This is a genomic window from Dehalogenimonas sp. 4OHTPN, from assembly GCF_040448695.1.
Taxonomy (GTDB): Bacteria; Chloroflexota; Dehalococcoidia; order Dehalococcoidales; family Dehalococcoidaceae; genus Dehalogenimonas.
Map to the genome: position 1 here is coordinate 612,997 of NZ_CP159307.1, position 25,761 is coordinate 638,757.

The 25,761-nt window shown below is 60.6% G+C and carries 33 protein-coding genes; 22 read left to right on the forward strand and 11 right to left on the reverse strand.

Features of this window, described 5'->3' with window-relative positions; all coding sequences use genetic code 11:
• The first annotated feature begins 350 nt into the window (after positions 1-350).
• The 10 genes from ABV300_RS03320 to ABV300_RS03365 all read left to right on the forward strand — a co-directional run bounded on the left by ABV300_RS03320 (position 351) and on the right by ABV300_RS03365 (position 7,156).
• A complete protein-coding gene (locus ABV300_RS03320) occupies positions 351-677 on the forward strand; it encodes a hypothetical protein (RefSeq protein WP_353715108.1) in 327 nt (108 codons plus the stop codon).
• The gene (locus ABV300_RS03325) at positions 670-2,004 is read left to right on the forward strand and encodes a phage portal protein (protein WP_353715109.1); all 1,335 of its coding nucleotides are present in this window, start codon (positions 670-672) and stop codon (positions 2,002-2,004) included. Before ABV300_RS03320 ends, ABV300_RS03325 begins: the two co-directional genes overlap by 8 nt.
• An 87-nt stretch (positions 2,005-2,091) precedes the next feature.
• Positions 2,092-2,523 carry a hypothetical protein gene (locus tag ABV300_RS03330; RefSeq protein WP_353715110.1) on the forward strand — a complete coding sequence of 144 codons (432 nt, stop codon included), beginning with the start codon at positions 2,092-2,094 and terminating at the stop codon, positions 2,521-2,523.
• A gap of 56 nt (positions 2,524-2,579) precedes the next feature.
• Positions 2,580-3,500 (forward strand): major capsid protein, encoded by a 921-nt coding sequence (locus ABV300_RS03335; protein ID WP_353715111.1) that lies wholly within the window; start codon positions 2,580-2,582, stop codon positions 3,498-3,500.
• Complete coding sequence (locus tag ABV300_RS03340; protein WP_353715112.1) at positions 3,500-3,772, forward strand: hypothetical protein; 273 nt, start codon at positions 3,500-3,502, stop codon at positions 3,770-3,772. Before ABV300_RS03335 ends, ABV300_RS03340 begins: the two co-directional genes overlap by 1 nt.
• Positions 3,773-3,788: 16 nt before the next feature.
• Positions 3,789-4,421, forward strand: a complete 633-nt coding sequence (locus ABV300_RS03345) for a hypothetical protein (RefSeq protein ID WP_353715113.1) — start codon at positions 3,789-3,791, stop codon at positions 4,419-4,421.
• Between the two features lie 73 nt (positions 4,422-4,494).
• A complete protein-coding gene (locus ABV300_RS03350; protein WP_353715114.1) occupies positions 4,495-4,743 on the forward strand; it encodes a hypothetical protein in 249 nt (82 codons plus the stop codon).
• The gene (locus tag ABV300_RS03355; protein WP_353715115.1) at positions 4,736-6,673 is read left to right on the forward strand and encodes a hypothetical protein; all 1,938 of its coding nucleotides are present in this window, start codon (positions 4,736-4,738) and stop codon (positions 6,671-6,673) included. The genes ABV300_RS03350 and ABV300_RS03355 overlap by 8 nt, the downstream gene beginning before the upstream one ends.
• Positions 6,674-6,749: 76 nt before the next feature.
• On the forward strand, positions 6,750-6,971 hold the full coding sequence (locus ABV300_RS03360; protein ID WP_353715116.1) for a hypothetical protein: 222 nt from the start codon (positions 6,750-6,752) through the stop codon (positions 6,969-6,971).
• A 56-nt stretch (positions 6,972-7,027) separates the two neighbouring features.
• Positions 7,028-7,156, forward strand: a complete 129-nt coding sequence (locus ABV300_RS03365) for a hypothetical protein (RefSeq protein ID WP_353715117.1) — start codon at positions 7,028-7,030, stop codon at positions 7,154-7,156.
• A gap of 26 nt (positions 7,157-7,182) precedes the next feature.
• Here the strand turns inward: ABV300_RS03365 and ABV300_RS03370 are convergent, their stop codons facing one another.
• Complete coding sequence (locus ABV300_RS03370) at positions 7,183-7,533, reverse strand: DUF2200 domain-containing protein (protein WP_353715118.1); 351 nt, start codon at positions 7,531-7,533, stop codon at positions 7,183-7,185.
• A 151-nt stretch (positions 7,534-7,684) separates the two neighbouring features.
• Between ABV300_RS03370 and ABV300_RS03375 the strand changes: the two genes are divergently transcribed.
• Complete coding sequence (locus ABV300_RS03375; protein WP_353715119.1) at positions 7,685-8,107, forward strand: hypothetical protein; 423 nt, start codon at positions 7,685-7,687, stop codon at positions 8,105-8,107.
• Positions 8,108-8,117: 10 nt separating this feature from the next.
• Here ABV300_RS03375 and ABV300_RS03380 read toward each other — a convergent pair whose 3' ends face one another.
• Positions 8,118-8,348: a hypothetical protein gene (locus ABV300_RS03380; protein WP_353715120.1), complete on the reverse strand. Its 231-nt coding sequence runs from the start codon at positions 8,346-8,348 to the stop codon at positions 8,118-8,120.
• Between the two features lie 84 nt (positions 8,349-8,432).
• Here ABV300_RS03380 and ABV300_RS03385 point away from each other — a divergent pair, with 84 nt between their 5' ends.
• The 7 genes from ABV300_RS03385 to ABV300_RS03415 all read left to right on the forward strand — a co-directional run bounded on the left by ABV300_RS03385 (position 8,433) and on the right by ABV300_RS03415 (position 12,482).
• Entirely contained in the window at positions 8,433-8,633 is a 201-nt protein-coding gene (locus ABV300_RS03385; RefSeq protein ID WP_353715121.1) for a hypothetical protein, read from the forward strand.
• Positions 8,634-8,775: 142 nt separating this feature from the next.
• Positions 8,776-9,009, forward strand: coding sequence for a hypothetical protein (locus tag ABV300_RS03390; RefSeq protein ID WP_353715122.1), 234 nt, complete (start codon positions 8,776-8,778; stop codon positions 9,007-9,009).
• A gap of 48 nt (positions 9,010-9,057) precedes the next feature.
• Positions 9,058-9,318, forward strand: coding sequence for a hypothetical protein (locus tag ABV300_RS03395; RefSeq protein ID WP_353715123.1), 261 nt, complete (start codon positions 9,058-9,060; stop codon positions 9,316-9,318).
• Positions 9,318-9,731, forward strand: a complete 414-nt coding sequence (locus tag ABV300_RS03400; protein WP_353715124.1) for a hypothetical protein — start codon at positions 9,318-9,320, stop codon at positions 9,729-9,731. The genes ABV300_RS03395 and ABV300_RS03400 overlap by 1 nt, the downstream gene beginning before the upstream one ends.
• Before the next feature lie 164 nt (positions 9,732-9,895).
• Positions 9,896-10,447 (forward strand): hypothetical protein, encoded by a 552-nt coding sequence (locus ABV300_RS03405; RefSeq protein ID WP_353715125.1) that lies wholly within the window; start codon positions 9,896-9,898, stop codon positions 10,445-10,447.
• 263 nt (positions 10,448-10,710) lie between these two features.
• Positions 10,711-11,142, forward strand: coding sequence for a hypothetical protein (locus tag ABV300_RS03410; RefSeq protein WP_353715126.1), 432 nt, complete (start codon positions 10,711-10,713; stop codon positions 11,140-11,142).
• Entirely contained in the window at positions 11,139-12,482 is a 1,344-nt protein-coding gene (locus ABV300_RS03415) for a hypothetical protein (protein ID WP_353715127.1), read from the forward strand. Before ABV300_RS03410 ends, ABV300_RS03415 begins: the two co-directional genes overlap by 4 nt.
• Before the next feature lie 3 nt (positions 12,483-12,485).
• Here the strand turns inward: ABV300_RS03415 and ABV300_RS03420 are convergent, their stop codons facing one another.
• On the reverse strand, positions 12,486-12,980 hold the full coding sequence (locus tag ABV300_RS03420; protein ID WP_353715128.1) for a dCMP deaminase family protein: 495 nt from the start codon (positions 12,978-12,980) through the stop codon (positions 12,486-12,488).
• Between the two features lie 35 nt (positions 12,981-13,015).
• On the reverse strand, positions 13,016-13,579 hold the full coding sequence (locus ABV300_RS03425) for an AAA family ATPase (protein WP_353715129.1): 564 nt from the start codon (positions 13,577-13,579) through the stop codon (positions 13,016-13,018).
• Between the two features lie 160 nt (positions 13,580-13,739).
• Between ABV300_RS03425 and ybeY the strand changes: the two genes are divergently transcribed.
• From ybeY to ABV300_RS03445, 4 genes are read left to right on the forward strand one after another with little or no spacing between them, the layout of a single operon-like run.
• Positions 13,740-14,225: an rRNA maturation RNase YbeY gene (gene ybeY / locus ABV300_RS03430; RefSeq protein WP_353715130.1), complete on the forward strand. Its 486-nt coding sequence runs from the start codon at positions 13,740-13,742 to the stop codon at positions 14,223-14,225.
• Positions 14,222-14,791, forward strand: coding sequence for a flavodoxin family protein (locus ABV300_RS03435; RefSeq protein ID WP_353715131.1), 570 nt, complete (start codon positions 14,222-14,224; stop codon positions 14,789-14,791). The genes ybeY and ABV300_RS03435 overlap by 4 nt, the downstream gene beginning before the upstream one ends.
• 22 nt (positions 14,792-14,813) lie before the next feature.
• Entirely contained in the window at positions 14,814-15,383 is a 570-nt protein-coding gene (locus ABV300_RS03440) for a flavin reductase family protein (protein WP_353715132.1), read from the forward strand.
• Positions 15,380-15,919, forward strand: a complete 540-nt coding sequence (locus tag ABV300_RS03445) for a GNAT family N-acetyltransferase (RefSeq protein WP_353715133.1) — start codon at positions 15,380-15,382, stop codon at positions 15,917-15,919. Before ABV300_RS03440 ends, ABV300_RS03445 begins: the two co-directional genes overlap by 4 nt.
• A 1-nt stretch (position 15,920) precedes the next feature.
• Here ABV300_RS03445 and ABV300_RS03450 read toward each other — a convergent pair whose 3' ends face one another.
• The 7 genes from ABV300_RS03450 to ABV300_RS03480 form a co-directional block, all read right to left on the reverse strand.
• On the reverse strand, positions 15,921-16,886 hold the full coding sequence (locus ABV300_RS03450; RefSeq protein ID WP_353715134.1) for an oligopeptide/dipeptide ABC transporter ATP-binding protein: 966 nt from the start codon (positions 16,884-16,886) through the stop codon (positions 15,921-15,923).
• Entirely contained in the window at positions 16,883-17,839 is a 957-nt protein-coding gene (locus ABV300_RS03455) for an ABC transporter ATP-binding protein (protein ID WP_353715135.1), read from the reverse strand. The genes ABV300_RS03450 and ABV300_RS03455 overlap by 4 nt, the downstream gene beginning before the upstream one ends.
• Positions 17,826-19,259: an ABC transporter permease gene (locus tag ABV300_RS03460; protein ID WP_353715136.1), complete on the reverse strand. Its 1,434-nt coding sequence runs from the start codon at positions 19,257-19,259 to the stop codon at positions 17,826-17,828. The genes ABV300_RS03455 and ABV300_RS03460 overlap by 14 nt, the downstream gene beginning before the upstream one ends.
• Positions 19,260-20,303 (reverse strand): ABC transporter permease, encoded by a 1,044-nt coding sequence (locus tag ABV300_RS03465; RefSeq protein ID WP_353715137.1) that lies wholly within the window; start codon positions 20,301-20,303, stop codon positions 19,260-19,262.
• Between the two features lie 23 nt (positions 20,304-20,326).
• The gene (locus ABV300_RS03470) at positions 20,327-22,876 is read right to left on the reverse strand and encodes an ABC transporter substrate-binding protein (protein ID WP_353715138.1); all 2,550 of its coding nucleotides are present in this window, start codon (positions 22,874-22,876) and stop codon (positions 20,327-20,329) included.
• 76 nt (positions 22,877-22,952) lie between these two features.
• On the reverse strand, positions 22,953-25,106 hold the full coding sequence (locus ABV300_RS03475) for a sialidase family protein (protein WP_353715139.1): 2,154 nt from the start codon (positions 25,104-25,106) through the stop codon (positions 22,953-22,955).
• A 34-nt stretch (positions 25,107-25,140) separates the two neighbouring features.
• A complete protein-coding gene (locus ABV300_RS03480; protein ID WP_353715140.1) occupies positions 25,141-25,638 on the reverse strand; it encodes a hypothetical protein in 498 nt (165 codons plus the stop codon).
• Positions 25,639-25,761: the final 123 nt, after the last annotated feature.

The window sequence follows — 25,761 nt, forward strand, 5'->3', positions numbered from 1 at the left end:
GTTCAGGCGCAATTATAGCACACGGATATGGCTCTGTATCCTGTTTTTTTGCTTTTATTACGATTGTACCGGCACTACCCCTCCGGGCTGACCCCGGCTATACCTGATACAACGATGCCAGCCGGCCGCGGATAGCGGCCCGCCGCCGGGCAGAAAATTATTTTTCGCCGGGCCGGCCAAAAACGATAAAAGTCGCTTGACAGAACGCAGAACGCGCGTGCTATCATGATTGGGCGACTGCAGGACAGGTCCCGCCTGAAAAATCCCCCGGATCCTTGACCTGCCGGCCTGTTGCCTGGTATTAGAACAAATGAGCGTTATACGGCGCCGCCGTGCGTTAAAGGTGCGTCTTGAAAGAAGGAACGAGCCATGACTGGATGGCAGACCCGCTGCCGGAATATGTCCGCTACCAGGACGAGGGCTGCGAGCTGTCCAATTCCTGTCTCAACTGCCCCTTCCCCCGCTGCATTTATGAAGTGCCGGGCGGCCTGCAGCGCTACCGGCAGGACAAGAAAGCGCGGGAGATCGTCTTCCAGCACGGCCGAGGGCTGTCCGCCAAGCAGATCGCCCGGCTGCTGGGTGAAAGCCTGCGTTCTGTCCAGCGGGTCATCCGGGAGTTCAAGCTCCGGACACAGCTTGAGTTAGATGAAAATCAAAGAGAGGTCTGGGATGAATAATTTGAGCCTGTCGGCGAATAATGAATTGGATGACCGCGGGCGGCGTTACCGCGGCCTGCTGGACTTCTACCGCGGCAAGCAGTGGCCCGCTGCCCGGCGGGAGGACAGGAGGCTGACTTTCAATTACGCCGCGGCGGTGGTGGACAAACTGACCGCCTACCTTTTAAGCGGCCTGTCTGTCCGGGCTGTTGCCCTCGACGAGTCGGCACAGTCTAAAAGCCGCGCCGGGCGGGCGCAGTGCCTCCTCGACAAGACCCGCAGTGGCAATTTTCTCGACCGCCTGGACTATGAGACAGAAATCGATGCCGCGGTTTTGGGCGACGGCTGCTACCGGCTGGGCTGGGACGCCGTCTCGGCGTCGGTGCGCGTCACCTCGCCGGATGTTGCCGCTATCGAGGTCGGCTATAGCTTTGACGGCGTGACCGCCGAGCGGGTGACCCATGCCTACGCCGTAGATAAAGAGACGGCGCGCCGTGCCTGGGATTTCGACTGCCTTAACCCGGTGGTTGATGTCCTTGAGACCTGGACCGCCGCCGAATATCAGGTCGCCTGTGGCGGCGAGGTTGTCGCCGGCGGCTTGAATCCCTACGGCTTTATTCCCTTCATCGTTTTCCCCAACCTGCCGCGGCCAAAGTCACCGTGGGGCGCCTCAGACCTGGAGAACCTTATCGAGGTGCAGCGGGAACTGAACCGATCGACCAGCCAATTGTCGCGTATCCTCGAACTGTCGGGTAACCCCATTGCCGTCCTGGAGAACGTCGAATCATCGCAGGACATCGCCGTATCGCCCGGCGCGGTGTGGCACGTTCCCGAGGAAGCTAAGGCTTACCTGCTGGATCTGTTACAGGGCGGCGGCGCCCAGCTTCATCTGGATTACATTGAACTGCTGTTCCGCGTCCTGCATGACCTCTCGGAGATGCCGCGGGCGGTCTTCGGCGGCCTGGGGCGGGACGTCTCCGGCGTAGCGCTGGAACTGGAGATGCAGCCTCTGCTGCACCGCGTCTGGCGCAAAAGGCTCATCCGTACCGGCGTTTACCGCAGGCGCGCCGAGCTGATGCTGGCCCTGTATTCGAAGTACCTCGGTGAGAGCTTCGGCGGCGTCGGCATCGAGGTGACCTGGGCGCCGGTGCTGCCGCGGGACACGGCCGCTGCCGTGGCCGCCGAACAGGCGCTGGTCCAGTCCGGCATCCACTCCCGCAAACGGGCGATGGTTGGATTGGGCGTCGACGACCCGGCAAAGGAGTTTTCGGACTGGCTGGCCGAGCGTGAATCTATTTTGAAGATGAACCGGAGCAATAACCTGAAGGCGGGAGAGAGCGCGGTGTAGGTGACGGCGCCGGTAATACTTAACCTCCTCGCCCGCGGCCTCGCGGGAGAGGATAAAAGGTGAGGGCAGCAACAATCAAGGAGAAACATGGAAACCGAATTGGAGACCACAATCAAAGAAGAAGCGGAACTTTCCGAAACAGAGGCGGCTGCGCCCGGATCCGCCGCCGAACTGACGGCAAGGCTCATCTCGCGGGAGGCCGAAGTCGCCCGCTTGAACCGGGAACTGGCGGATAAGGATGACCTCATCGTGAGGCTGAATAAGAGCCTCAACGCCGCTGTCGGCGCCTACCGCGGCTCGACCGCCGCGCTGCATCCCGGTCTGCCGGAGGAACTCATCGAGGGTGACAGTGTTTCCGCCGTAGACGAATCGCTCCGCAAGGCGATGGACCTGGTGGCGCGGGTGAAATCAGCGCTGGCGCGGGCCGCCCCGCCCCTGGTCGCCGCCTCCCGCTCCCGCCTCGCCGACGGCGTTAGCCTGTCGCCGGAGGACAAGATCCGGCGGGGTTTGGCGTTGTAATCTCCTCTCCCGCGGCCTCGCGGGAGAGGAAAAAAGAAGAATAGGAGAAAAAGAATATGGCACTGACACTGGCAGAAGCATCCAAACTGTCCAATGACCTCCTGATGCAGGGCGTGGTGGAGACGATGATCAAAGAATCACCCGTCCTCCGCCGCCTGCCGTTTATTGAGATCGTCGGCAACGGCCTGACCTACAACCAGGAGAAGACCCTACCGGACATCGCCTTCTACGATGTCGGCGAAGAGTGGGCCGAAAGCACCCCGGAGTTCGAGCAGAAGACGGCGCACCTGAAGATCATGGGCGGCGACGCCGATGTGGACAATTTCCTGAAGACGACGCGTTCCAACCTCCAGGATCTCCAGGCTGCCGTCATTCAGCAGAAAGCCAAGGCCCTCAAGGACAAGTTCGAGCAGGTCTTCATCTACGGCGACGAGACAGGAAACCCTAAGGAGTTCGACGGCCTTAAAAAGCTCATCGATACCGGGACGGCCGGGACGCAGCTCATCGCCATGGGCGCTGCCGGGGCGGCGCTTACTCTCGAAAAGCTGGACGAACTGATCGATGCTGTCAAGGGCGGCAAGCCGGACCTGCTGCTCATGAGCCGGCGCACCCGCCGCAAGCTGAACGCCCTGCTGCGCGCCTCCGGCGGCGTCATCGAGACCGACCGGGACAGCTTCGGCAATTCCGTCCAGTACTGGGACGGCGTAGCGATTGGCGTCAATGACTGGATTCTGGATACCCATATCGTCGCCGGGTCCGTCGAAACGGCCGCGGTCGGCGGGGATTGCTCGACGGTGTATGCCGTCCAGTTCGGCGAGGGCGCCCTGTCCGGCCTATCCGCCCCCGGCTTCATCCAGGTGGAAAACCTTGGCTCGCTGGAGGACAAGGACGCCGTCCGCACCCGGGTCAAGTGGTACGCCTCTCTGGCGCTCTTCTCCGCGGTCAAAGCGGCGGCTCTCATCGGGGTAAAAGATTAATGAGCGCGTCTTTGCGAGGCTTTGCCCTGAATGGCAAGCCCGTGGCAATCGCCTCCGAATTGTCCGAGATCCAACCCCTCTCCCATCGCCTGATGGGAGAGGGCAGGGTGAGGGCGAGGCAAAGCGGCCGGAACTTGTTCCATTCCAACCTCCTCTCCCATCGCCTGATGGGAGAGGGCAGGGTGAGGGCGAGGCAAAGCGGCCGGAACTTGTTCCATTCCAACCTCCTCTCCCATCGCCTGATGGGAGAGGGCAGGGTGAGGGCGGCATAAAGGAAAGGAGCATACGATGAACCACACTGAAATGCGCAACCTGGTGCGCCAGGACCTTAAAGACACCATCCCCGCCACCTACCGCTGGACGGACGACACCCTTGACCGCCACGTCCGCCGCGCCGTGGCCGAATACTCGGCGGCGGCCCCGCGTCAGATGAAGACCGCCTTCGTCACCGTCCTCGGCTGCATGGAGTTGGACATCTCCTCGCTCCTCGACCGCACCGTCGTCCTGGGCGTGGAGTACCCCATAGATCTGAAGCCCCGGAAGTTCCGGCCTTACACCGTCTGGGCCGACAGGCTGACGCTGGAGAACTGCCCTGCCCCGGACGGCGGCGACCTGGCCGTCTACTGGGGCTGCCTGCATACCCTGGATGCCTCGTCGACGACTATCCCGTCGCAGCACCACGACCTCATCGCCGCCGGCGCCGCGGCTTATGCCGCTATCGAGTGGGCGGCCTACGCGGTGAACCGCATCAACTCCGGCTCTAACGCCGCGGCGGACTATCTCCGCTGGGGCAAGGAGCGCATGAGCGTCTTCCGCGACGAACTCAGGCGCCTGTCCCGCCGGAGCGAGTTCCGCGCCGGCAAGTTCTTCCGGCCGGTGGAGGATTATTCCTGCCCGGACGACACGCACTTCTGGGGGTGAACGAGCCAAATCCGAAGCACGAAATCGAATTTCGATATTCGGATTACGAATTTCCGCGACAAAGGAGAGGAAGATGGATTTATATCGAATGTTATGGTCGCGGCTGGGCGGCCGGCCGTGGACCTATATCCTCCGCGACCTATGGCACCGCTACGAGTGGCTGTGGATCGCCGGGCTGATGCTGGGCGGCTACGTTATCGGCAAGAACGGTTTCGACTATCTGCTGGGCTGGCTGTTCAGTTTCACCATCGGCTACGTGGCCGGGCACCTGTTCTGGGGCAAGGACTATGTCCCCGGCCAGCAAGGAGACGCCGATGCGTGAACTTTCGCCGTCGCTCCTCGCCGCCCAGGCTTCGCCGTCACGCCAGGGCATCGTTTCAATCGTTTTACGCAAAAGGCGCCCGGCCTGGCAGACCTTATACTCCGGCGCCGAGCCGGACTATTTTCACGCCGCAACGCTGGCCGGCGACGGCTCGCGTATCCGCGCCCGCCTCGGCCCCGCCGCCGATTCCCGCAGGCTCTACCGGCAGCGGATTGTTACACCGGACGAGTCGAGCGATTTTTCCCAGTGGACCTACGCCAATGAGTACAACGCCGTGGCTGTTGCCTGCGCCGCGCTTTCCGCGGAGGTCTCCATCTGCTGGATCAAGAGCGACCGCAGCATCCGCCGTATCAAATCGGTGAACTACGGCGCAATCTTCGGCGCGCCGGAGCTTATAGACTACTCGCCGACCACCGCCTGCGGCGGCATCGCCGCCGCCTACAAACCCAACGGAGATCTGGCGCTCTTCTTCGCCGACCAGTCCGCCCTCTACGTCAAGAAGCGCGTCAACGGGGCGTGGCAGGCCAAAGCCGCCTGGAACAAGTCAACCGGCGCCCTGTCCGGCGTGGCCTGCGTCTATGACGGCGACTGGAACCTCGTGCTCACCGGCCGCGATTCGTCCGGCAACTTCCGCCTGTGGTCTCTGGTTTGCGGCGACGGCGGGGCCCTGCCGGCCGGTGCCTGGGGCGAACTCATTGAGCTGGCCGCCTCGCCCGCCGCCGAGGGTTTCGAGTTCCGCGCCGCGTTTCTCGACCGTGATGATGTTTACCGCTGCGCCTATGTCGAAAAGTTCACCGGCGCCGAGGCCTGTTCCCGAGTTTACATGACCGCCGCGGCGCCCGGCGCCGCCTTTGATTCCGGACTATGGACCGAGCCGGAGCCCCTCGAAATCACCGGCGACTACGGCGTCACTATCGTTCATTCGGCCGGTGCCCTCTGGCTGTCTTCGGCCAACTCGGTGCGGCGGGCGGTCTTCAACAATGCCGAAACCGATCTGATCGCCTCGGCCGCCGGCGTCAGCCTCGACCTGGCTGAGACCGAAGGCAAGGCGGTCATCGAACTGGATAATTCTGCCCTCGGCCCGCCGCCTGCCGCCCCCGGCGATGAAATCCAGGTTAGCCCCGGCTATATTACCGAAAGCGGCGCCGAGACCGGCGGCAGCCTGTCGTTTACCGTGCGCCGCGTTGAACGCCGCGGCGGCAAAATTATCATCGAGGCGTCGGACGGCTGGCAGGCGCTCAAGGACTGGCGCTCCCGCAACCTGCTGCGCTGGAACGCCTCGGCCTCAACCCACAGCGTCCGCGACATCATCGCCTGGCTGGCAGTCCGCTGCGGCCTGAGGCTGGAGACCATCTCGGCCTCTTCGTCCCTAACCTCGCTCTACCCTGACTTCTGCTTGAGCCCCGGCGCCGACGCCCTTTCGGCCGTCCGCCGCCTGCTGTCTTTCGTGCCTGACCGGCTGTTCGTCGAGGCCGGTATCATCTACTTGAAGCACCCGGTGGAAGATGAGGCGGCGGTTTATGGATACGGCCTCGACCATCAGATCGCCGCCTGCCGCGCCGCCGAAGCCGCAATAGAGTTCAACCACCTGCGTTTGGCCGGAGCCGGCGGCCTGGTGGTTGAGGCCTTCGACTGGCCGTCGCTGGTTTCTTCCGGCGCCCGCAGCCGCAGCCGTTATGACCGCGGCCTGGTGACAGCGCCGTCTTTGCATGACTGGGCTGATGCCCTGCTGCGTGAAGCGTCGGCCGCCGCTTCCGGCTGCGAGATTACCGTTCCGCCCAACTGCGGCCAGCAGCTCTATGACGTGGTTGAGGTCACCGACGAAGCGACGGGCCTGTCCGCCGCCCGATACCGGGTAGTTGCCATAGAGCTTGACTATCAGGCGATGAGCGGCAAATACGAGATGAAACTGAAACTCAGCGGGGTGTGATCGTCTAGTCATTCCCCCTTGAGAGCGGAAATCTAAAAAAACCGTTCGCCCTGAGCTCGTCGAAGGGTGAACGGAAGTGGAGGGAAAAATGTACACCAGGCAGGCGATTTTGAAAAGTTTCAACGGCACGAATTACTCCGCCACGGTGCAGCTCGTTGGCTCGTCGCAGGCGTACCTTGAGAACCTGACGGTCGCCCGCAACATCCCGGCGGCGGAGATGACCCAGGGCCGCGAGGTGGCGGTGATGTTCTTTGATCTGATGCGGGCGTCGGACGCGGTGGTGGCGGCAGTGTGGTGAGTCTAAATACTATGCGGTAATATAAGAAGACTCTGTAACAAGGATGGGCTCGCTATATGACCGAGGAATCTATACTCCAGGAACTTTCGGACAAGCTGGACGTGACAAATTCCCTCTTAAGATTGCTGGTGGTGGCGGTAATAGCCACTGGAGTTGTCATCACGCTGGCGGTGGCGGTGTTCTAGGCTGTCCCGGCCTCAACCCGCGGCTCTTACTTCCGTAAAATCTTCTCCATCGCCCTGCCCTTTGCCAGCTCATCCACCAGCTTATCCAGGTAGCGGATCTCCCGCATCGTCGGCTCTACTATGTCCTCCACCCGGACGCCGCAGATCAGGCCTTTGATCAGGCTCCTTGACGGATTCGGTCGGGGCGCCTCTGCAAAGAAGGTCTCAAAATCGGTCTTGTCTTTAAGCCGCGCCTCCAACTCGTTCTGGCTGTAGCCGGTCAGCCAGCGGATAGTCTCATCCACTTCAGCTCTGGTGCGTCCTTTTTTCTCTGCTTTGGCAATATAAAGGGGATAAACGCTCCCGACGCTCATCGTATAGATCTTGTGCTTGGCCACGGCCGTTATCCTCGGTGCAGTTTCGCATAATCTACCACGCCGCCCGGCAAAGGCAAAACTGGAACCAAATTGACACAACCCGGCGCCCGGGCTAAAGTGAAATTGAGTCCCTTCGAATTATGAAGTGACATCCTCGCCGAGTGGAGATTATATGGCTGAAAAGAAGGCTGTGCAGTTATCGGAAGATGAAAAGGCGGCTATGAAAGAGCGCCTTGATGAACTGAAGGCCGGCAAAGCGGCGGAAGGGGAAGGCGCCGTTTTGGCTAAAATCAATGAGATGCCGGAGCCGGACAGGACCGTGGCCCGGCGCATCCACGGGCTCGTCATGGCCGCCGCCCCCGGCCTTAAACCCCGGACCTGGTACGGTATGCCGGCCTGGGCCACCAAAGACGGCAAGGTCATCTGCTTCTTCCAGGGCGCCTCCAGGTTCAAAGCCCGCTACTCCACCCTCGGCTTCAACGATTCGGCCAAACTGGATGACGGCAACCTTTGGCCGACCTCCTTCGCCCTGAAGGAACTTACCCCCGCCGAAGAGGCAAGGATCAGCGCTTTGGTGAAGAAGGCGGTAAGTTAGCCGTTATTCGTTATTTTGAGGCTTCCGCCTGCCGCCAGCACCTTTTGCACAATAATTTGCAGTTGTGCATTTCCGGCGGCTCTTTGGGGTTAATCGGCACGTAGTAAGCGTCATGATACGACCAGTAAAGCGTATCGCAGCGTTTGCCGGCATGGCTGCCGCAGGTGGTGCATTCGCACCGGCCGTCAACGCGGCGGTGCGCCGCTTGCTTGACGTAGTCCGGGAAGAAGTAGTCGGGCATCGCCTTCCTTTGTCCAGATTATAGGCGCTTTTATCCCTAAGTCAACGATTATTTTTACCCTGGTGTGTTATAATCAGTCCGATTATGGAAGTACTCTATACCGCTTTTCTGCTCCTCCTGCTGGTTCTCGTGGTATGGGTGATCATGCTACACACCGCCGATGCCGAACGGCGGGGTTTCAGCCGGCTGCAAGTTTTTCTCATCCGCGCCGGATCATTCATCTTTTTCCCCTTCGGCTTTTTTGCCTATCTTATCCTCCGCCCTTCGATAAAAGGTGACCGGTAGTCAGATGATGGTTGACAGACGAAACCCCCGGCTGGCGTACCACAATTTCTGGGACTGGTGTAGACCGGTATCAATCCGTTCTAGGTAATCGCTGTCATCTTCGCCTACTGGTATTACCTGATATCCACGGAGGAGGTTTAAGATGGCAGAAAGACCGCCCGGGGCTTTTCGTATTCAGCAATCGGAGAAGAAACAAATGCGGAAAGCATTCCCTTCAGGAATGTTTTCAAAACTTGCCGTCATCGGAGCCGGAGTGCTGATGATGGCTTTCGGGATAATGACTGAGATGTCCGTCGCGATGTTCGTTGGTCTTGTTATGGTGATCGTGGGCGTTTTCCTGAATTTGAAATTCTTATGGCGTAACGATGAGAAGTAGCCGGTTGAATCTCCTTCACTGTTTGCCTGAACGAAGAAGTGTAGTCCGATGACCGGAATTTTTATCGTGTTATTCGTGGTTGTTTTAGCACTCATCATCGGCATCATCATCCGCTACACAGCCGCCGCTGAACGCCGCGGCCTGCCGCCAGGTCTCTTGCGGCAGATTAGCCCCATCGCCATCGGCCTGCTGCTATTTTCCCTTGCCCTGGTCTCCGATATCCTCATCCTCGCCGTCCTCGGCGGGCTGTCCATCGCCCTGGGCGTGTTCATGGGGATCAAGTTTTTCTGGGACAACGGAGGCATCTGATGAGTACCGAACCGAAGCCGCCCCTCAGCCGCGCCAAGCCCGTCCTTATCGCCGCCCTGGTCTGTGACGTCTCGGCCAAGGACCCCACCACCGGCAAGATTTCCCTGCTTGGCATCTTCGATAAAATTCACGTCAAGCAGTTCCCCGCCAAGCGCCCGGTATCGGTCTATGCCAAGCTGACCGAAGCCGAAGGCCAGTACCAGTTCCAGTGCAAATACGTCTATGCCTCCACCGGCGAGACCCTGGCCGAAGCCAAGGGCGAATTCAACTCGCCGAACAAGCTTGGCACCATCGAACTCAACCTGCAGTTCCCCCCGCTGCCCCTCCCCGCCGAAGGCCGTTTTGATTTCCAGTTCTGGGTCAACGGCCAGTTCCTCGGCCAGACCTTCATTGACGCCTCGGCTATGGACTGACCTCCCCCGGCTTCTCCCGTTCTGTCAGGCCGCCGGGTTTTGTTCGTAACCTTCGGATTATGAACAAAGATTAATTTTCATTTCATCTCAGGTTAATCTTCGGGGTGTACACTGGACAGGTGAGGCGCGGAAGTGCCTCCCATCCTGAAGACAAGGAGAGATGAATGAAGAATCACACTTTGATAAACCTGGCTCTGGCCGGGTCGGTGATTTGGATCGGCCTGGCCACCGGCGCCGCCGCCGGCAGCCTGGCGCCCGAACGAACACTTGACCCGATGACCCTGCTCATAAACGCCGACGCCCTGCCGCAGTCGCCGGTTTTAATCGGCGATCCGGCTTCCGGCGAAGGCCAGGGCTCGCTCATCGCCGTCGTCACCACCCCGCCCCCCGCCCCGACGGCAGTCACGCCGCCGCCCGCGGTGGTCACTCCCCCGGCGGCAACAGTAGCTCCTCCCGTGACGGCAGTGCCTCCTCCGCCTGCCGTCACTTCTCCGCCCCCGGTCGTCGTTGAGCCGCCCCCGGCCACCGTCGCTCCCCCGCCCGTCACGGTGGCTCCTCCCCCGGTGACCGTGGCTCCACCGCCGGTAACCGTCGCGCCGCCTCCGGTCACCGTCGCTCCACCCCCGGCCCCGGCCACGCCTCCCAAGCCCACCGGTTCGCTCATCAAGACCCACATGACGCTGCCGGAGTACGCAAGCTGCAAGGCCTGCCACTAGCAGCGGACAACTGAATAGGGAAGGAGGCTCTTCGCAAGAAGAGCCTCCTTCTTTTTCCACCTACCCACACTGTCATTCCGGCGCCGGCCGGAATCCATGCAGGGATGCCCTTCGCCTGAAAGATCACGTCCGGGTGGCCCGAGACTGCCAACTGATAACTGATAACTTCCCCCTCCCCCTAAAAAATATTTTTTCCAGACCCCACCAAAAACGACAAAACTCGCTTGACGGCCACGAGGAACGCCTGTGCTATAATGCCCGCCATGAATAAAGAAAACAGCACACCAGTTCCACTCAATCCCGTTGACACGGCGGGGAATCCGCCGTCCCCCGCCGCCCCGCCCCGCCGCGTCGGCGCTCAGCCGGGCAACCAGAACGCTTTTGTTCACGGCTTCTACTCCAAAAAGGCGCCCGCTGACCGCCAGGTGGTCATTGACGAGGCGGCGCTGATGGAAGGCCTGGAGCAGGAGATCGCCTTCCTGCGCTCCATTATTGAGAAGCTGGCGGAACAGGCGGATCCTGATCCCAAGCTGGTGTCGGAACTGCTGCGCACCCTGTCGCTGGTCATGGTCCGCCGCAAGTATTCCGGCCACAACGCCGTCATCGAGAAAGCCCGTCGCATCCTCGGCAAGCTTTCGGGCGCCGCCGCCGTCGCCGGCGATGTCGCGTCCGTTGTGGAGGTCTTTTCGGAATGAACCCCGTATCCGGCCTCATTGACGACCTTCGTCCCTACCAGCTGGACATCGGGCGGGCGGTGCTGGCCTCGGTCCGGGGCGGCAAGGGTCTGACCTTTACCGTCGAGATCGCCCGTCAGGGCGGCAAAAATGAGCTTTCGGCCTGGCTGGAGGCCTGGCTTCTGAACGAATTCGTCGCCGAGCCGCTGAACATCATCAAATGCGCCCCCACCTTTGAGCCGCAGGCCATGATCTCCATGAGGCGCCTTCGAGGTCTCCTGGACGCCATGGGCTACGCCGGTGATTACGCCGTTGAGTCCGGCCACATCGTCAGGCTTCACCAGGCGCGGGTCGTCTTTCTGTCGGCCGAGCCTTCGGCCAACGTCGTCGGCAACACCGCCCACCTGCTGCTCGAGGTTGACGAAGCCCAGGACGTCGCCATAGAGAAGTTCGACCGGGACTTCCGCCCGATGGCCGCCGCCATGAACGCCACGACGGTGCTCTACGGCACGCCCTGGCGCGATACCGACCTGCTTTCGACGGTCGGCCGCCGCAATCTGGAACTGGAGGCGGCTGACGGGCTGAAGCGCCACTTCCGCTACGACTGGCAGGCCGTCGCCGAACATAACCCGGCCTACCGCGCTTACGTGGAAGGAGAGAGGCTCCGGCTGGGCGAAAACCACCCGGCGTTCCGCTCGCAGTATGCCCTGCTGCCCGCTTCGGGCGGCGGCGGCTTCTTCACCGACGAGCAGCTTATCATGATGATGGGCGATTACCCGCGGCAGCGCTCGCCGCGGCCGGGGGCGGTCTATGTCGGCGGCCTCGATTTCGGCGGGGAGGGCAAGACGGCCTGCGATTCGACGGTGTTCACCATCGCCGAAATCGTTGCCCCATCAGAATCACGCCTGATCCGCGTTGTCCACCACTACGCCTGGACCGGTCTGCCGTTCAGCCTGCTCCTGCCGAAGATTGTTGACATAACAAAAGGCTGGGGCCTGCGCCGCCTCGCCGCCGACGCAACCGGCCTGGGCGGGCCGCTGTGCGCCTCACTGAAGCAGTCGCTGGGCCACCGGATCGTTCCTTTCGTTTTCACGCAAGGCTCTAAAAGCGGCCTGGGCTTCAACCTGCTGGCGGCGGCGGGCACCGGGCGTCTTAGCCTCTACACCCGCGACAGCTCTATGGAGTGCGATGAGTTCTGGCGTCAGATAGAAGGAGCGGTTGCGGACTACAGCCTCGGCCGGACGATGAACTTCTACGTCGATCCCACCCGCGCCCACGATGACTACCTGATGTCTCTAGCCCTCTGCGTGGAGGCTGCCGGCAGATATAAGCCCCGGGCGGCGGCGGGGAGGGTTGCCTAGATGCTAGTCCAGAAACTCGATAGAAGCCGGCGGCCGCGGCCGTATCTCCACCTCGATGCCGACCTCTTTGAACAGGTCAATGAAAGCGTCGTCGGCGTACTTCCCGAAAGAAACGAAACGCTTCACCCGGGCGTTGGCCAGCATCTTGGCGCACAGGATGCAGGGGGTGTGGGTGCAGTAGACGGTGGCGCCCTCAAGGTTGACGCCGTGCTGTGCCGCCTGGATGATGACGTTCTGCTCGGCGTGGACCGCCCGGCAGATCTCGTGGCGGGTGCCCGAGGGGATGCCGTTCTGGTCACGCAGGCAGCCCAGTTCCAGGCAATCGCGGGTGCCGGCCGGGGCGCCGTTGTAACCGGTGGTCAGTATATGCTTGGACTTCACCGCCACCGCGCCGACATGGTGGCGGCGGCAGGTGGATCTCTCCGCCACCACGGCGGCGATCTTCAGGAAGTAGTCGTCGGTTTCAGGTCGTTTGAAGTTTTGAGAGCTATCAGCCATCAGCGGTCAGCTTTCATTTAAGTTGAGTTAAAGTGTTAACAGTCCATGTTTTCCAGTTGATGAATGAGTTGTTCAACCTGCGCCCGCAGCTCCCCGATGCCGCCTTCGTTCAGGATCATGTAGTCGGCCACGGCGATGGGGCCGGCTTTGGACACCTTCTCGATCTCGGCTTTGTCGCGGGAGAAGGTTTCCTCCCGGGTCAGCGGCCGCACCGCGCGCGTCGAAAGCCTTTTAGCTCTCGTCCCCGGCGAAGCCCATACCGCCGCCACCGCCAGCTTGTCGCCGTAGCGCTCCTTGAGGAACAGGTACTCTTCCCAGGAGTACATGCCGTCAATGACCGCAAATCCCTTCTCCAGGGCGGCGTCGATACGCGCCAGATTGAGTTTGGCGTAGGCCGCCATGCCCAACTCCTGGCGTAGCGCCTCGCGGACGGAGCGCTCGTTGGCTTCAGAAAGCGGCAGACCGCGGCGTTTCACCTCTTCGTCGGTGACATCGCCGAAGCGGATGCGGCTGTAGCCGTGCTGCTCCATGACGCGGCTGGCCTCGGTCTTGCCGGCCCCGGCCATGCCCACCATAGCGATGATTTTGGGAGAACTCATTGGCGGACATTATAGGTGGAAAAGGGGTGAAGGGACAAACACATATCTGAACCATCGTGCGGTTGAAGGAGAACAGGTCATGGCGATTGAAAGCGGGATTGAGACCTGAAAAACCGGCGGCTGACACTTGCTTTCTGTTACGCTATAATGAAACCTGACTATGAGAATTGACATAACCATAGATAAAGAGTTCAAAAAGGACCTGTCGGTACCGTGGCTCCGCGGCGTTGCCCGGCAGATCCTCGTTGCCCAATGCGCTGAATCGTCTTCTGAAATGGGCATCTACATCACTGGTCAGGAGCGCATCCGGGAACTTAACCGCATCTATCGCCATAAAGACCATCCCACCGATGTGCTGTCGTTCTCCTTCTTCGTCAGGGAAGCCGCCGCCGATGCCACCACTCACCCGGACTTTCCGGTCCAGATAGACGGCGGCATCAACCTGGGCGAGGTAGTCATATCCCTGCCCCAGGCGCAGCTGCAGGCGGCGGAGTTCGGCCACCCGCTCAAGAAGGAGCTCGGGCGTCTGCTAATCCACGGTATTATGCACCTCCTGGGTTTCGACCATGAAAAGGAATCCGACGCTGAAATCATGGAGGACCGCGAGCTGCAGATTCTCAAGGAGCTGGAGCCTTCGCTTTCGTGAACGTCCTCGGCCTGTCAGGCAGCCCCCGCCTCGGTGGCAACACCAGCCAGCTCCTGCACGAAGCCCTGCGCGGCGCCGAGTCGGCCGGGGCGCTTACCCGCTTCATCGACGCCGCCTCTCTGGACATCTCCGGCTGCCTCCACTGCGATTATTGTGCCCGCACCGGCGACTGCAAGCTGAATGACGACATGCAGCTGATCTACGAAGCCCTCTCTCACGCCGACCGGGTGATCATCGCCTCGCCGCTGCACTTCATGTCGGTCACCGCCCAGCTTAAAGCCGCCATCGACCGCTGCCAGTGCCTATGGGCGCGCAAATATCTGCTCAGCCGGCCGCCGATTGAGCCGGAAAAGCCCCGCAAAGGCCTGTTCATCGCCGCCGGCGGCCGCAAAGGACAGACCTTGTTCGAGCCCGCCCGGGCAACAGTCAAAGCGCTGTTTATCGTGCTGGACATCGAATACACCGGCGAGCTGTTCTTCTCCGGCGTCGACGGCCCCGGGGCCATCAATAATATCGAAGGCGCCATGTCAAAGGCTTTCGAAGCTGGCCGCAAGCTGGTAGAATAGCCCTGAGGTAAAAAGTACCATTATGACCAAACTGAAACTTGGCCCCCAGGCGCTGCTCTATCCCATGCCGGCCTTCTTGGTCGGCAGCCTGACGGCCGGCAAAGCCAATTTCATCACCGTGGCCTGGGGCGGCATCGCCTGCGGCGACCCGCCGATGGTTTCCATCGCCATCCGCCACACCCGCCACAGCCTGAAGGGTATCATGGAGAACAAGGCCTTTTCGGTCAATATCCCGGATGCCTCACTGGTCAGGGAGACCGACTACTGCGGCATCGTCTCGGGCGCCAAGACCGACAAAGCCGCAGCCTGCCGATTTAGAGTCTTCTACGGTAAACAGCCCGGCGCGCCGCTGATAGAGCAGTGCCCTCTTAACCTGGAATGCGAACTGCACACCACGGTCAACCTCGGCTCCCACCTGCTGGTCATCGGCCGCATTACCGAGTGCCATATCTCGGAGGAGTGTCTGACCAGCGGCCGCGCCGATGTCAATAAAATCAATCCCATCGTCTACACCACCGGCCAGGCGCAGTACCAGGCGCTGGGACAGTTTCTGGGCAAAGCCTTTTCCATCGGCACCGAACTCAAGACATGACTTTCAAAATAGTCACTCCCCGGCTGGACCTTATCCTGGAGGACATCGCCGCGCTGGAAGCCTTCTCTGAATCGCCGGCCAAACTCGCTTCACTGCTGGGCGCCGAGGTGCCGCCGCATTGGCCAGTTTGCGGCGCCGATGTCATCACTTACGTCATTGACTGGCTGAAATCAGACCCCGAACTCGGAGGTTTCGGCGCTTACTTCATCATCCACAGGGATGACCGGAAACTCATCGGCGACGGCGGGTTCAAAGGCCGCCCGAACCAATCCGGCGAGGTTGAGCTGGGGTATTCCCTGATTGAAGCCTACCGCGGCCAGGGCTACGCCACCGAGGCGTCCCGGGCGCTCGCCGATTGGGCTTTCAGTCAGCCGGATGTAACCGCCGTCCGCGCCGAGACGTTGCCTGACGGCTTTGCCTCTCAGGCGGTGTTGAAGAAAATAGGCATGGTCTTTGATGGAGAGTATCTCCACCCCGATGACGGCCGGGTCTTCAGGTGGCGGTTGGACCGCCGCAATTGGCCGCCATCGCGGTAGATTATAGCCGCAGGCACTCCACCCTGTGTCCCGCCGCCACCTCCACCGCCACCGGCTTGATAGTGTCGCAGCGCCCTTTTTCCGCTTTCAGGCAGCGGGGAAAGAAGGCGCAGCCCGCATTGACCCTCGACGATGCCGTTTCCAGCGGGATGACCGCCCGCTCCCGGAAGCGGTTCTGGGGGTCTGGTGTCGGTATTGCGGCGATCAGGGCTTGAGTGTAGGGGTGCTGCGGATGACGGATGAGTTCGCGCGCCGGTCCGGTCTCGACGATTCGTCCGAGATACATCACGGCTATGCGGTGGCAGAAGTAGCCCGCGGTAGCGATATCATGGGTGATATACAAAAAACCCAGGTTGTGGCTCCGTTGAAGCTCGGAGAAGAGCGACAGAATTTCCGCCCGGGACGACGCGTCAATCATCGATACCGGCTCGTCGGCGACGATATACTCCGGCTTTAGAAGGAGAGCCCGGGCGATGGCTACCCGCTGCCGCTGGCCGCCTGAGAGCAGGTGGGTGAAGCCGCCGAGGTAGTCGTTAGCAGGCCGTAATTTTACCTCATCGAGAACCCTTGCCGCGGCGTCCTTCCGCCCGGCGCTGTCGCCGATTTTATGGATGACCAGCGGCTCCTCCAGAATCTGGCCGATGGTCATGAACGGGTCGAGCGAGGCGAAGGGATCCTGGAAAACGCCCTGGACGCGGCGGCGCAGATCTTTGAGTTGCTTTTCCGGCTGATTGGTAATGTCACTGCCGTCGAACATGACGGTGCCGGCTGTCGGCCGCAGCAGCCGCAGGGCGATGCGCGCCAGGGTCGTCTTGCCGGAGCCGGATTCGCCGACGATACCCAGCGTCTCGCCGGGGGCAAGGGAGATGGAAGCTTCGTCGACAGCGCGGACGATCGATGTCTTGAACATCGACTTCTTGGCTTTGAAGTCCATGGTTACGTTGTTGAGTTCGAGCTTCGAGGTCATGGTTCAATCACCAGGTGGCAGCGGGCGTGCTGTCCGGTACCACAGACGATTAGTTCGGGATGGGTTGAGCAGGTATCGCAGACCACCGGGCACCGCGGCGAGAAGTAGCAGCCGGCGGGCGGCGAAGTCATTTTTGGCGGCGTGCCCGGGATGAATTCCGGGCGTCGGTCGTCGTAGAGGCTGGGGATGCTGCCCAGCAACTTTTTGGTGTAGGGATGCTTCGGCGACTCGAGTACCTGTTCCGCGGTTCCGATCTCGACGAATTCCCCGGCGTACATCACGGCGATGCGGTCAGCCAGGTCCGAGGCCAGCGCCAGGTCGTGGGTGACAAAAAGGCCGCCGAGCTTCAAATCGCGCTTGAGTTGCTTCAACAGGTTCATTATCTGCGCCTGGATGATGACGTCCAGGGCCGAGGTCGGCTCATCGAGGATGACCAGCTTCGGCTTGCAGGCCAAAGCCATGGCGATCATGACCCGCTGCTTCATGCCGCCGGACAGCTCGTGGGGGTAGCGGCGTAAGGTATCCGGCGGCAGCCGGACGAGGCTTAAAAGCTCGGCGGATCGCCTTGCCGCCGCTGTTTTATCGGTTCGACCGTCCAGCAGCAGCGGTTCGGCAATCTGGTCACCAACGCGCCTGACCGGGTGCAGCGAGTCCATCGCTCCCTGAAAGACCATCGACAGCTTCTTCCAGCGCACCTGTTTCCTGAACTCCTCCTCTGACAGACTGAGGCAGTCTACACCGTCGAGGAGCACATGTCCTTCGGGTGTTAAAGCGTTACGAGGCAAGAGGCGCATCAGCCCCAGTGACAGCGAGGATTTGCCGGCGCCGGACTCGCCGACCACAGCCAGCGTCTCGCCCTCGTTGACCTCGAAGGAGACACCGCCGACGGCCGCCAGGTTCCCGCCGCCGGTCTCGTAGCCGATCCTCAGATTGTTAATTTCAAGCAGTGCCATGTTGCCTCAATTTGGGGTTGACTACGGGCTCGAAACCCAGGGCTAATAACACGAAGGTCATGGCGGCGAAGACGACCAAAAGGCCTGGCGGTAGCACCCACCACCAGTAGCCGACGTAGACGGCTCCGGTTGAAAAGCCGCTCTCGAGGATTTGGCCCCAGGTGGGTATCGACGGGTCGCCCAGACCGAGAAAGGAAAGTCCCGCTTCGGCCAGTATCGCTCCGGGCGTCGAGAAGATCATCTGTGACAGGACGAACGGTCCAATCTGGAACAGGACGTGGCGGAACATGATGCGCGACGGACTGGCGCCCAGCGCCCGAGTCGCCTCGACGAGTTGCGAGGCGGCGTGCTGCATCACCATGCTGCGGGTGATGATGGTCAGGCCCGGCCAGCCGAACACGACCATAATAAGGATGACCAGCCACAGTTTCTGACCGATAATGAAAGCCAGGAAGATGAGGATCGGTAAGAGCGGAACGTTAGCTAGAACGTCACACAGCCGCTGGATGAAGGTGTCGGTCTTGCCCCCGACGTAGCCGGAGATGATGCCCGTGGCCGTGCCGATGACGGTAATGAACACGCTGGTGACCACACCGATTAGAAGAGCCACCGGGAAGCCGAAGAGCAAGCCCCTAGCCAGGTCGCGGCCTAAAGAATCGGTGCCCATCAGACCGTAGACGGTGCCGCCCAGGACGTATTTCACCTCGGCGATGGAGTCGGCGTCGGCGTAAGTCAGGGCAGTGACGTTGATTCGGTATTCACCCGGCATCGGCGTGAAGCCGCCGGCGCCGTCCGGCTGGCCGAAGACGACCGCCTCCGGTTTGGCCTGGACCTCCGCCAGAGACAGCGACAGACCCAGTTCACCGGCGGCAAAGTCCCGAACGTTGTAGGCCACCGCTTGGTCACCGGTCAAATACACGCGGAATGGCGTTTCGGAGTAGCGGGTGTAGGGCGCAGTTTCGCCGGCCGCCGCTCCGGGTACAATATGGCGGAGCAGCAGAACCTCTTTGCCGTCGGGGCGTAGGATTGACAGCGACAATATCGGCGGGCGGTCGCTGAAGGTCACGCCGGACAGGGAGAACGAGGTGAAAGCAGGGAATTCATCGTAGTCATAACCGAGATCGAAGCGGTAGATCAAGTATCGGCCGGTGCTGTCGGCGACGACGTCGAACGGTTCATCGGCGGTGAAGGTGGTGTGGGAAACCCTGGCGTCGGAGGAAAAGGTATTGGTCCAGGCCGGCGGTGCGCTCTGGGGGTAGTCCGCCCAAAAAACCGGATTGTTCCAGACCTTCTTGCCGAAGTCCAGCGGGTAGGTCATCAGGACGAACACGGAAACCAGAAGCATCAGCGCCAGGAAGGCGGCGCCGACGCGCCCCACCCAGCTCGAGAGTAGCGTCCGTATAATATCTTTGGGTTTCATTTAGGTATACCTGATGCGTGGGTCCAGCCAGAGGTAAAGGACTTCCAGGACGAAGCGGGCGGCCAGGTAGATCAGGGTGAAGACGAAGGTCAATGCGACGATGACCGTCTCGTCGGCGGCGATGATGGCGTCGTAGTAGAGGCGGCCCATGCCCGGCCAGTTGAACACCGTCTCGGTCAGGATGGCACCGCCCAGCGAACCCGCCAGGCCGAGGATGAGGGAGGTGACTATCGGAGGGGCCGCCGCCCGGAGGATGTAGCGGCGCTCGATGAGGTTCTGGGGGAGGCCCTTGGCTTTGCCTACGGTGACGAAAGGTTCCTGGGCGGTATTAAGGACCATCGTCCGCACGGCATAGGCCCAGGAGCCGAAGGAGACGACTACCAGAGCGGCCACTGGCAGCGCGGCGTGCCAGGCCATATCGCCCAACCGGGCCAGGGCGCCGTCCGGCGGCGGCGCCGACAGCAGCCCGCCGTAGGGGAAGATGCCCCATTCGAAGGCGAAAAAGAGTACGAAGAAGATGCCGACCCACCAGGCGGGCAGGGCATACGACACCGCCAGCGCCAGGCAGGCGGCGCGGTCGAGTCTCGTGCCGGCACGGGCGGCTAGCCGCGGGCCGATTAGAAGTCCCAATATGGAAGTGATGACCGAAGCAGTGGTAATGAGCAGGATAGTGTTGCCCAGGCGCTCGGCTAAAAGATCAGCGACGCGCGGCGATCCGTCGGTCGTCCGCAGCGTCCGGGCTTCGCCCAGGTCGAAGGTGACCACCCGCTGGATGGTGTCCGGCAGGCGAGTGAACCACGGCTGGTCCAGATGATAAAAAGCCTCAAGCTCAGCGCGGCGCTGGGCAACGGTTGCTTCGAGGACTTCAGGGTCACGGATTGTCTGCGACAGGGTGGTGCGGTAGGCGCGGATCTCTTCGGAGACGGTTGACTGGAGCATCCGGTCGGAAAAACCGGTGGCTCCGAGTGACACCACCACCATGAGCAAGACGACGATGAGCACGCCGAACAGGGTGAGGCCGCGGCCAAGCAGCTTCAATACCATCAGCTATCGGTCCACCGCCCGCCTTATTTTTTAGTCTTGGCGCCTTTGAGAATCATAAAGACCAGCCCGCCGCCGACCAGCAGGGCGATCGGGATGACGATCAGCATCGGCGAAATGCCGCCGCCGCCTCCTCCGCCGCCGTTCTCGCCGTTATCACCCGGCACGGTAATGACGCCCCCGCCTGCCATGTCGACATCCAATCGGCGTTCTGTCACCTGGGACACGGCGTCGCTGGATCCCAGCAAATAGAGGTAATAGATGCCCTGCTTCAGGTTCTGGGTATCGGCGGCGCTGAGCGCTACGGTGAACCTGGTGCCGCTGCCCTGCGCCTGGCCGCTCTTAAGTACTTTGCTTGTCGCCGGATCCACCAGGGAGAAGTCTACCGCCAGGGTACCGGCCCCCGATAGTTCGACGGTGACCTCCCCGGCTTTGCCCGGTTCCAGTTTGCTGGAGGTGACGTTCTTGATATCCACCAGCTGTGCCGCCCCGAGGTACTTGTCCCCGGGTTTGAAAGGATAACCGGGATCGCGGAAAGCATCCAGCTCGGCGTACTGCGCCGCTGAATCGAACCTGACCAGTTTGAAAGGCCCGTTGGAAATCGCCAGGTGGGAATAGCTATCGTAGAAATCCATTGAGGCCTGATACCTGGCCTGGGCGCTTGAAAAGCTGACCCTGGTTTGCGGGGTGTCGAAAATCAGGTTGGGCACTGTACCGGCATCTTTGAAACCGGACAGCACGGTCCTGATGCGGAGTGCGTGGCTTTTATTGACCGTGGACAGCCAGTCAACATTGAACCGCGCCGCCGCGGTGTCCGAGTAAGCGCCCTGCCGCTTATCGAAGACAATGTTGTCCATGGCAGCCAGGATTTCCCAGGGGGTGGTTAACGAAGCCGGCACCGCGTAAGAAGCGATGTAATCCGGTACGAAATGCCAGTAGTCAACGTAGACCTCGATGCGGTTGGCATCCAGTATCTTGAACCCTTTGAAAGTATCGAGCACCGGTTTGGTCGTGGTGGCCGCGGCGAATTCGATAGCCGACTTGTTTTTGTTATAGACCATGTCGAAGGACTGGTAGATGGCATAGATCAGGTCAGCCATCTCTATCTGCTGGCCGTTGTGCCACTTGGACTGGAAATACTTTGAGTAGTCGAAAGTGACCTTGGACGTTGCCCGGGTGGCGCCGGCGATCGTCGCGAACTTGCCCTTATCGGCGTCCCAGCGGAAAGCATCGGCCGGCACCGCCAGCGTGCTTGACGGACCGGCGGTCTCCACAGTATATGACGCCCGGTAAGCCGCCGGGAGTCCGGTGAAGGGGTGGCTGTAAAGGGGCGGGTCGACCATGTTGCGCCAGATGTCTGACGAATAGACATCGCCGAAACCGCCCACCGGATTCCAGGTTGAGCGTTCCGTCCACACCCACTGGTTGCCGATGGTCAGCGTGGATTGGTTGGGCACGTAGGCGTCTCTCAGCGTCAGCAGGGATCTCGGCCCGGCGGCTATGTCCTGAGTGACGCCGTCCATGGTGCTTTTAGCGGCGAAGTTGTTGACGGCGGTCACCACCCACAACCTGACCGCTTCCTCCATCGCCAGTTTGGTCATTTGCTTGTAAAGGTCGTCGCGCTGGGAGGTGGAGGCGAAGGTCCCCATATAGACCTTCTTGCCAAGGTCGTCGAGGGTGGCGTTCTGGTATTGCCAAAAGCCTTGCTCCTGCCAGCCGGGCATGTTGCCCAGCCAGGGAGCGTACATCTGGTTGATCAAGCCGGAGTCGTATTTATCGGCGCCGCCTTTGCTCCAGCCCTCGGTGTAGAGGTGCCACTGCAGCAAAGCCGGATCCTGGGCGTAGACCATGTTGATCGCTTGAGCGAACTGCTGATAGATGATGCGGGTGGTGAAGCCGAGTTTATCTAGTTCCGCGGCGATGGTGTCGCCGACAACCCGCCGCTCATCCTCGGTTCGGACGATAAATTTCAACTCGACAGGCTTGCCCTGGTACTGCCACTTGTTATTGACCAGGGTGCACCCGGCCTTCTGCATCTCCGCGGTGACGGTGGTTTTCGCCTGTTCCGGCTGGTAACCCAAGTTCATCTCATAGACCATCGAATTGATGACCCGGTAATCGTAATCTCCGGAAGAGAGGTGGGAATACATCGGCAGCGCCGAACCCTGGTATATCTGCTGGGCGATATAGTTCCGGTCCAGGACTTGGTTGACGGCATACCGGATAGCTTTGACTGAAAAAGGATTCAATTGCCCCGACGGCGCCGGCGCCGGATTCAAGATCAAGCCGATTGAAGTGGCCGGAGCCTGGTACATCTTGATGCCCTGAACCTTGGCCAGCTCCTGGGCGGCCAGCGTTTTCAGGGAATAGATATACATATCCATTTCGCCTTTTTGGAGGGCGGCGGGGGCGATGTCCACGTTGAAAGCCTTAAATATCAGCTTGTCGGCCGCCGGGCCGGGTTTGGAGTGCGGCGGAGTGTAGGCTGCCACCGGCGAGACGAGGAATGACATGGCCAGCACGAGACTTAAGACGATGGCGAAGCCTCTCCCAGCCATCCGCGGTCTCTTATACATGGCTCTCCTCCTCACCTTTATTCAACGCCGTTGCGACTGGCGTGGCGGCAGCGCGTTCTATCTTCGAGTTGATGAATTATTTCGATTGCCTCATCCTGATGAACAGGGCCAGGACTGCCAGCAGACTGACGAACAGGGCGCCGCCCAACGTAGCCACCAGCCAGTCGTTGCTTCCCCCTTCGTTTTCCGGCGGCGCGGCGTTCATCCCGTCAATTTTTGTTGAAAGATCAGCCAGACCCTTTTCGAAGGTATCGAAGCCGAACTCAGTGAAAAATGATGCCAGCGCCACGTTGCCGGATATGTCGGAGACGGCGATGTCGCGGGCGCCTTCACCGGCAATGGGGGCATAGATGGTTTGCATGAAGTTACCCTGTAGGTCGGTGAAACCGGTGCTGATGATTACGCCGCCCATAGAGATGAAAATCTCGGAATCCGGCTGGAAGTTACTGCCCTGGACGATAACGTCCCGCCCGGCGGCGCCGGCCGGCGGCGAAAGGAATAGCTGGGGCGTCGGCATGGCGCGCTGCCGCGCGAAGCCGATTTTTTGATTGTAACCCATGACTTCGCCCAGGCGGCTGTCGGCCCAGACCATGTACACGTCGGAACCGGTGGCTTTCATCGAAAAATAATCGCCGATAAAGGCGCCGTAGGGGAATCCGAGGTTGGGATTGGACGGGAAGTCGGTGACCCTGGCGTTCATCGTCCAGGTCTTGCCGCCGTCGGTGGAAGAAGAGTAATAGATGTGGTAGGTCAATTCACCGCGGTCATCCCGGGTATCACCCCACATCATATGGACTTTGCCGTCCGGGCCGGTGGCGATGGAAGGGAAGAACTGAAGGTGATCCGAGACGTCATCGTTTACTTTCTTCGGTAGCGAGTATGTCCGGCCGCCGTCGGTTGAGGCAACCATATATATATCGCCGGAATCGGTAGCCCGGTCGCTCGGGTAGGCGGTATAGGCGATGTAAATTTCGCCGTTCGGTCCCAGGGCGGTCTGAGGGAAACCGGTTGCCCACACCCGGAAACTGGCGCCCCGCGGCAGGTAATCCATCTCCACAAAATGGGCTGCCGCCCGCCTGGTGAAAGTCTGTCCCTTGTCTTTGGAAGTGGCGACCATGATCTCGGCGTCGCCCTCCCAGGCGCCGTCAACCCAGGTGTCCAGGTAGGCGACATAAAGGGTGCCGTCCGGGGCAACCATCGGCTGAGAGCCGTGCACCAGGCGGTCCTGCTCGGCGCCGTGGGCGGTGGTATAAACGTACGGGCTGACTTCTACCGGTTCGGTCCAGGTCTTACCGCCGTCTTCGCTCCTGACCATCTCGATAACCGCCACTTCTTCGACAACATTGAGTGCCGGCAGTTCGTCAAGCCACACCAGGGTGTCGACCTCGATGAAAGTGGTGAAGGTAAGATAAATGATTGATTTGGTCGGGTCAGTAGGCGAGGGGCCAACCGTCATCCAGGGCTTGTCAACAAAAAAGCTGTAAACATCGCCCCGGGCCCGCTCGCCCTCGGGAACCTGGTAGTCCTGGGAGAATACCGCTCCGGGGATGGCGGTGGAGGCTTCGCTCCAGGTCAGGCCGCCGTCGGTCGAACGGCTGACGATTATCGAAGATACCTCGGCATAACCGACAACGCCGCCGACTTCGAATTTTTCCTGGGTCACCGTCATCTGGCAGATATAAGCCGTGCCGTCTTTGCCGAAGGCGGTGACCGGGTCGCCGACGCCGGCAAACTGGTGCCGCGGGATTTTAGGCTGGAAAGGACCCTGCCAGGTGGCTCCGCCGTCGAAGCTGGAATACGTCACCACCCCGGGGAAGTTGTAATCGATCATGCCGACGATCAAATTATTGGAGTCCTTAGGATTGACCGAGATATGAGGCTCGGTCTGGTAGGTGATGTTGCCGAAGTCCCTGGAGATTAAAATGTTGCGGCTGAAACTGGCTACCGGACTTCGGTAGGGGATAAGGGCGGCGGCGGCCCCGCCGACCGCTTGGGTGCTGCCGGGCATCGGGCTGGTCAGCATACCGCTGTCAACCAGGTTCACCAGCGATGGCGTTTGGTGCGTTATATAGAGGTAGGCTCCGCCAGATAGAAATTTCGGGTTGTTGACGCCGAGGGTTTCCTGGATGGTTGTCACTTCTCTGGGAGGGTCGGCGGCGGCTGTCGGCGCAGCGAATCCCATCAGGACTATCGGGAGCACAACAAGGCCGGTAAGAATTGTTTTGCGCATTATCCCCTCCAATAAGACGGCAAGTACTTACATCTCAGGAATTACGGGTAACCGTGCCCCAGCCGATCGGCTGGTAAAGGTCATCGTCCTCAATATCCCACACCCAGATTTCATTATTGACTACCGCGATGCCGAAGATGAAGAAAAAGGCGTCGGTGACAAATTCCTGGTCGATTGAAATGATGAACCCGTCATTAAGAGCTGCCAGCTGCATCTTCAAACCGCGGGAATATAATTCTTCGATAGTTGCCGGAGCGGGCTGCTGGTCGGTTTTGTCCTTGGCTACCCAGTCCTTCAGTTCCTGTAGGCTGGTAAAATCACGGGGTGGAAACACCTTGGAGATTTTCTCGTAGTTTGTTTGAAGAGTTGAGACTTGGCCGCTGAGATTGGTGATCTGGCTGTTTAGGTCGGCAACCTGGGAAGACAGGGCGGCGTTTTGGTCCAGAGCTTCCTGATATTTGGCGTTGGAAGTGCAGCCCGGTAACAGCATTATCAGCGTTGCTATTGGGAGCAGCCAGCGCCAGCGTTTCATCTCATTCTCCCCGGACAAACTGTCCGCAACCGAGATGGGGTACCGGGAAATATATGAAAGCTTAATGCAAATCAGGGAAAATTACAACCGTCTTGTAACCTTGGATCCCTTAGATTTTAGCTT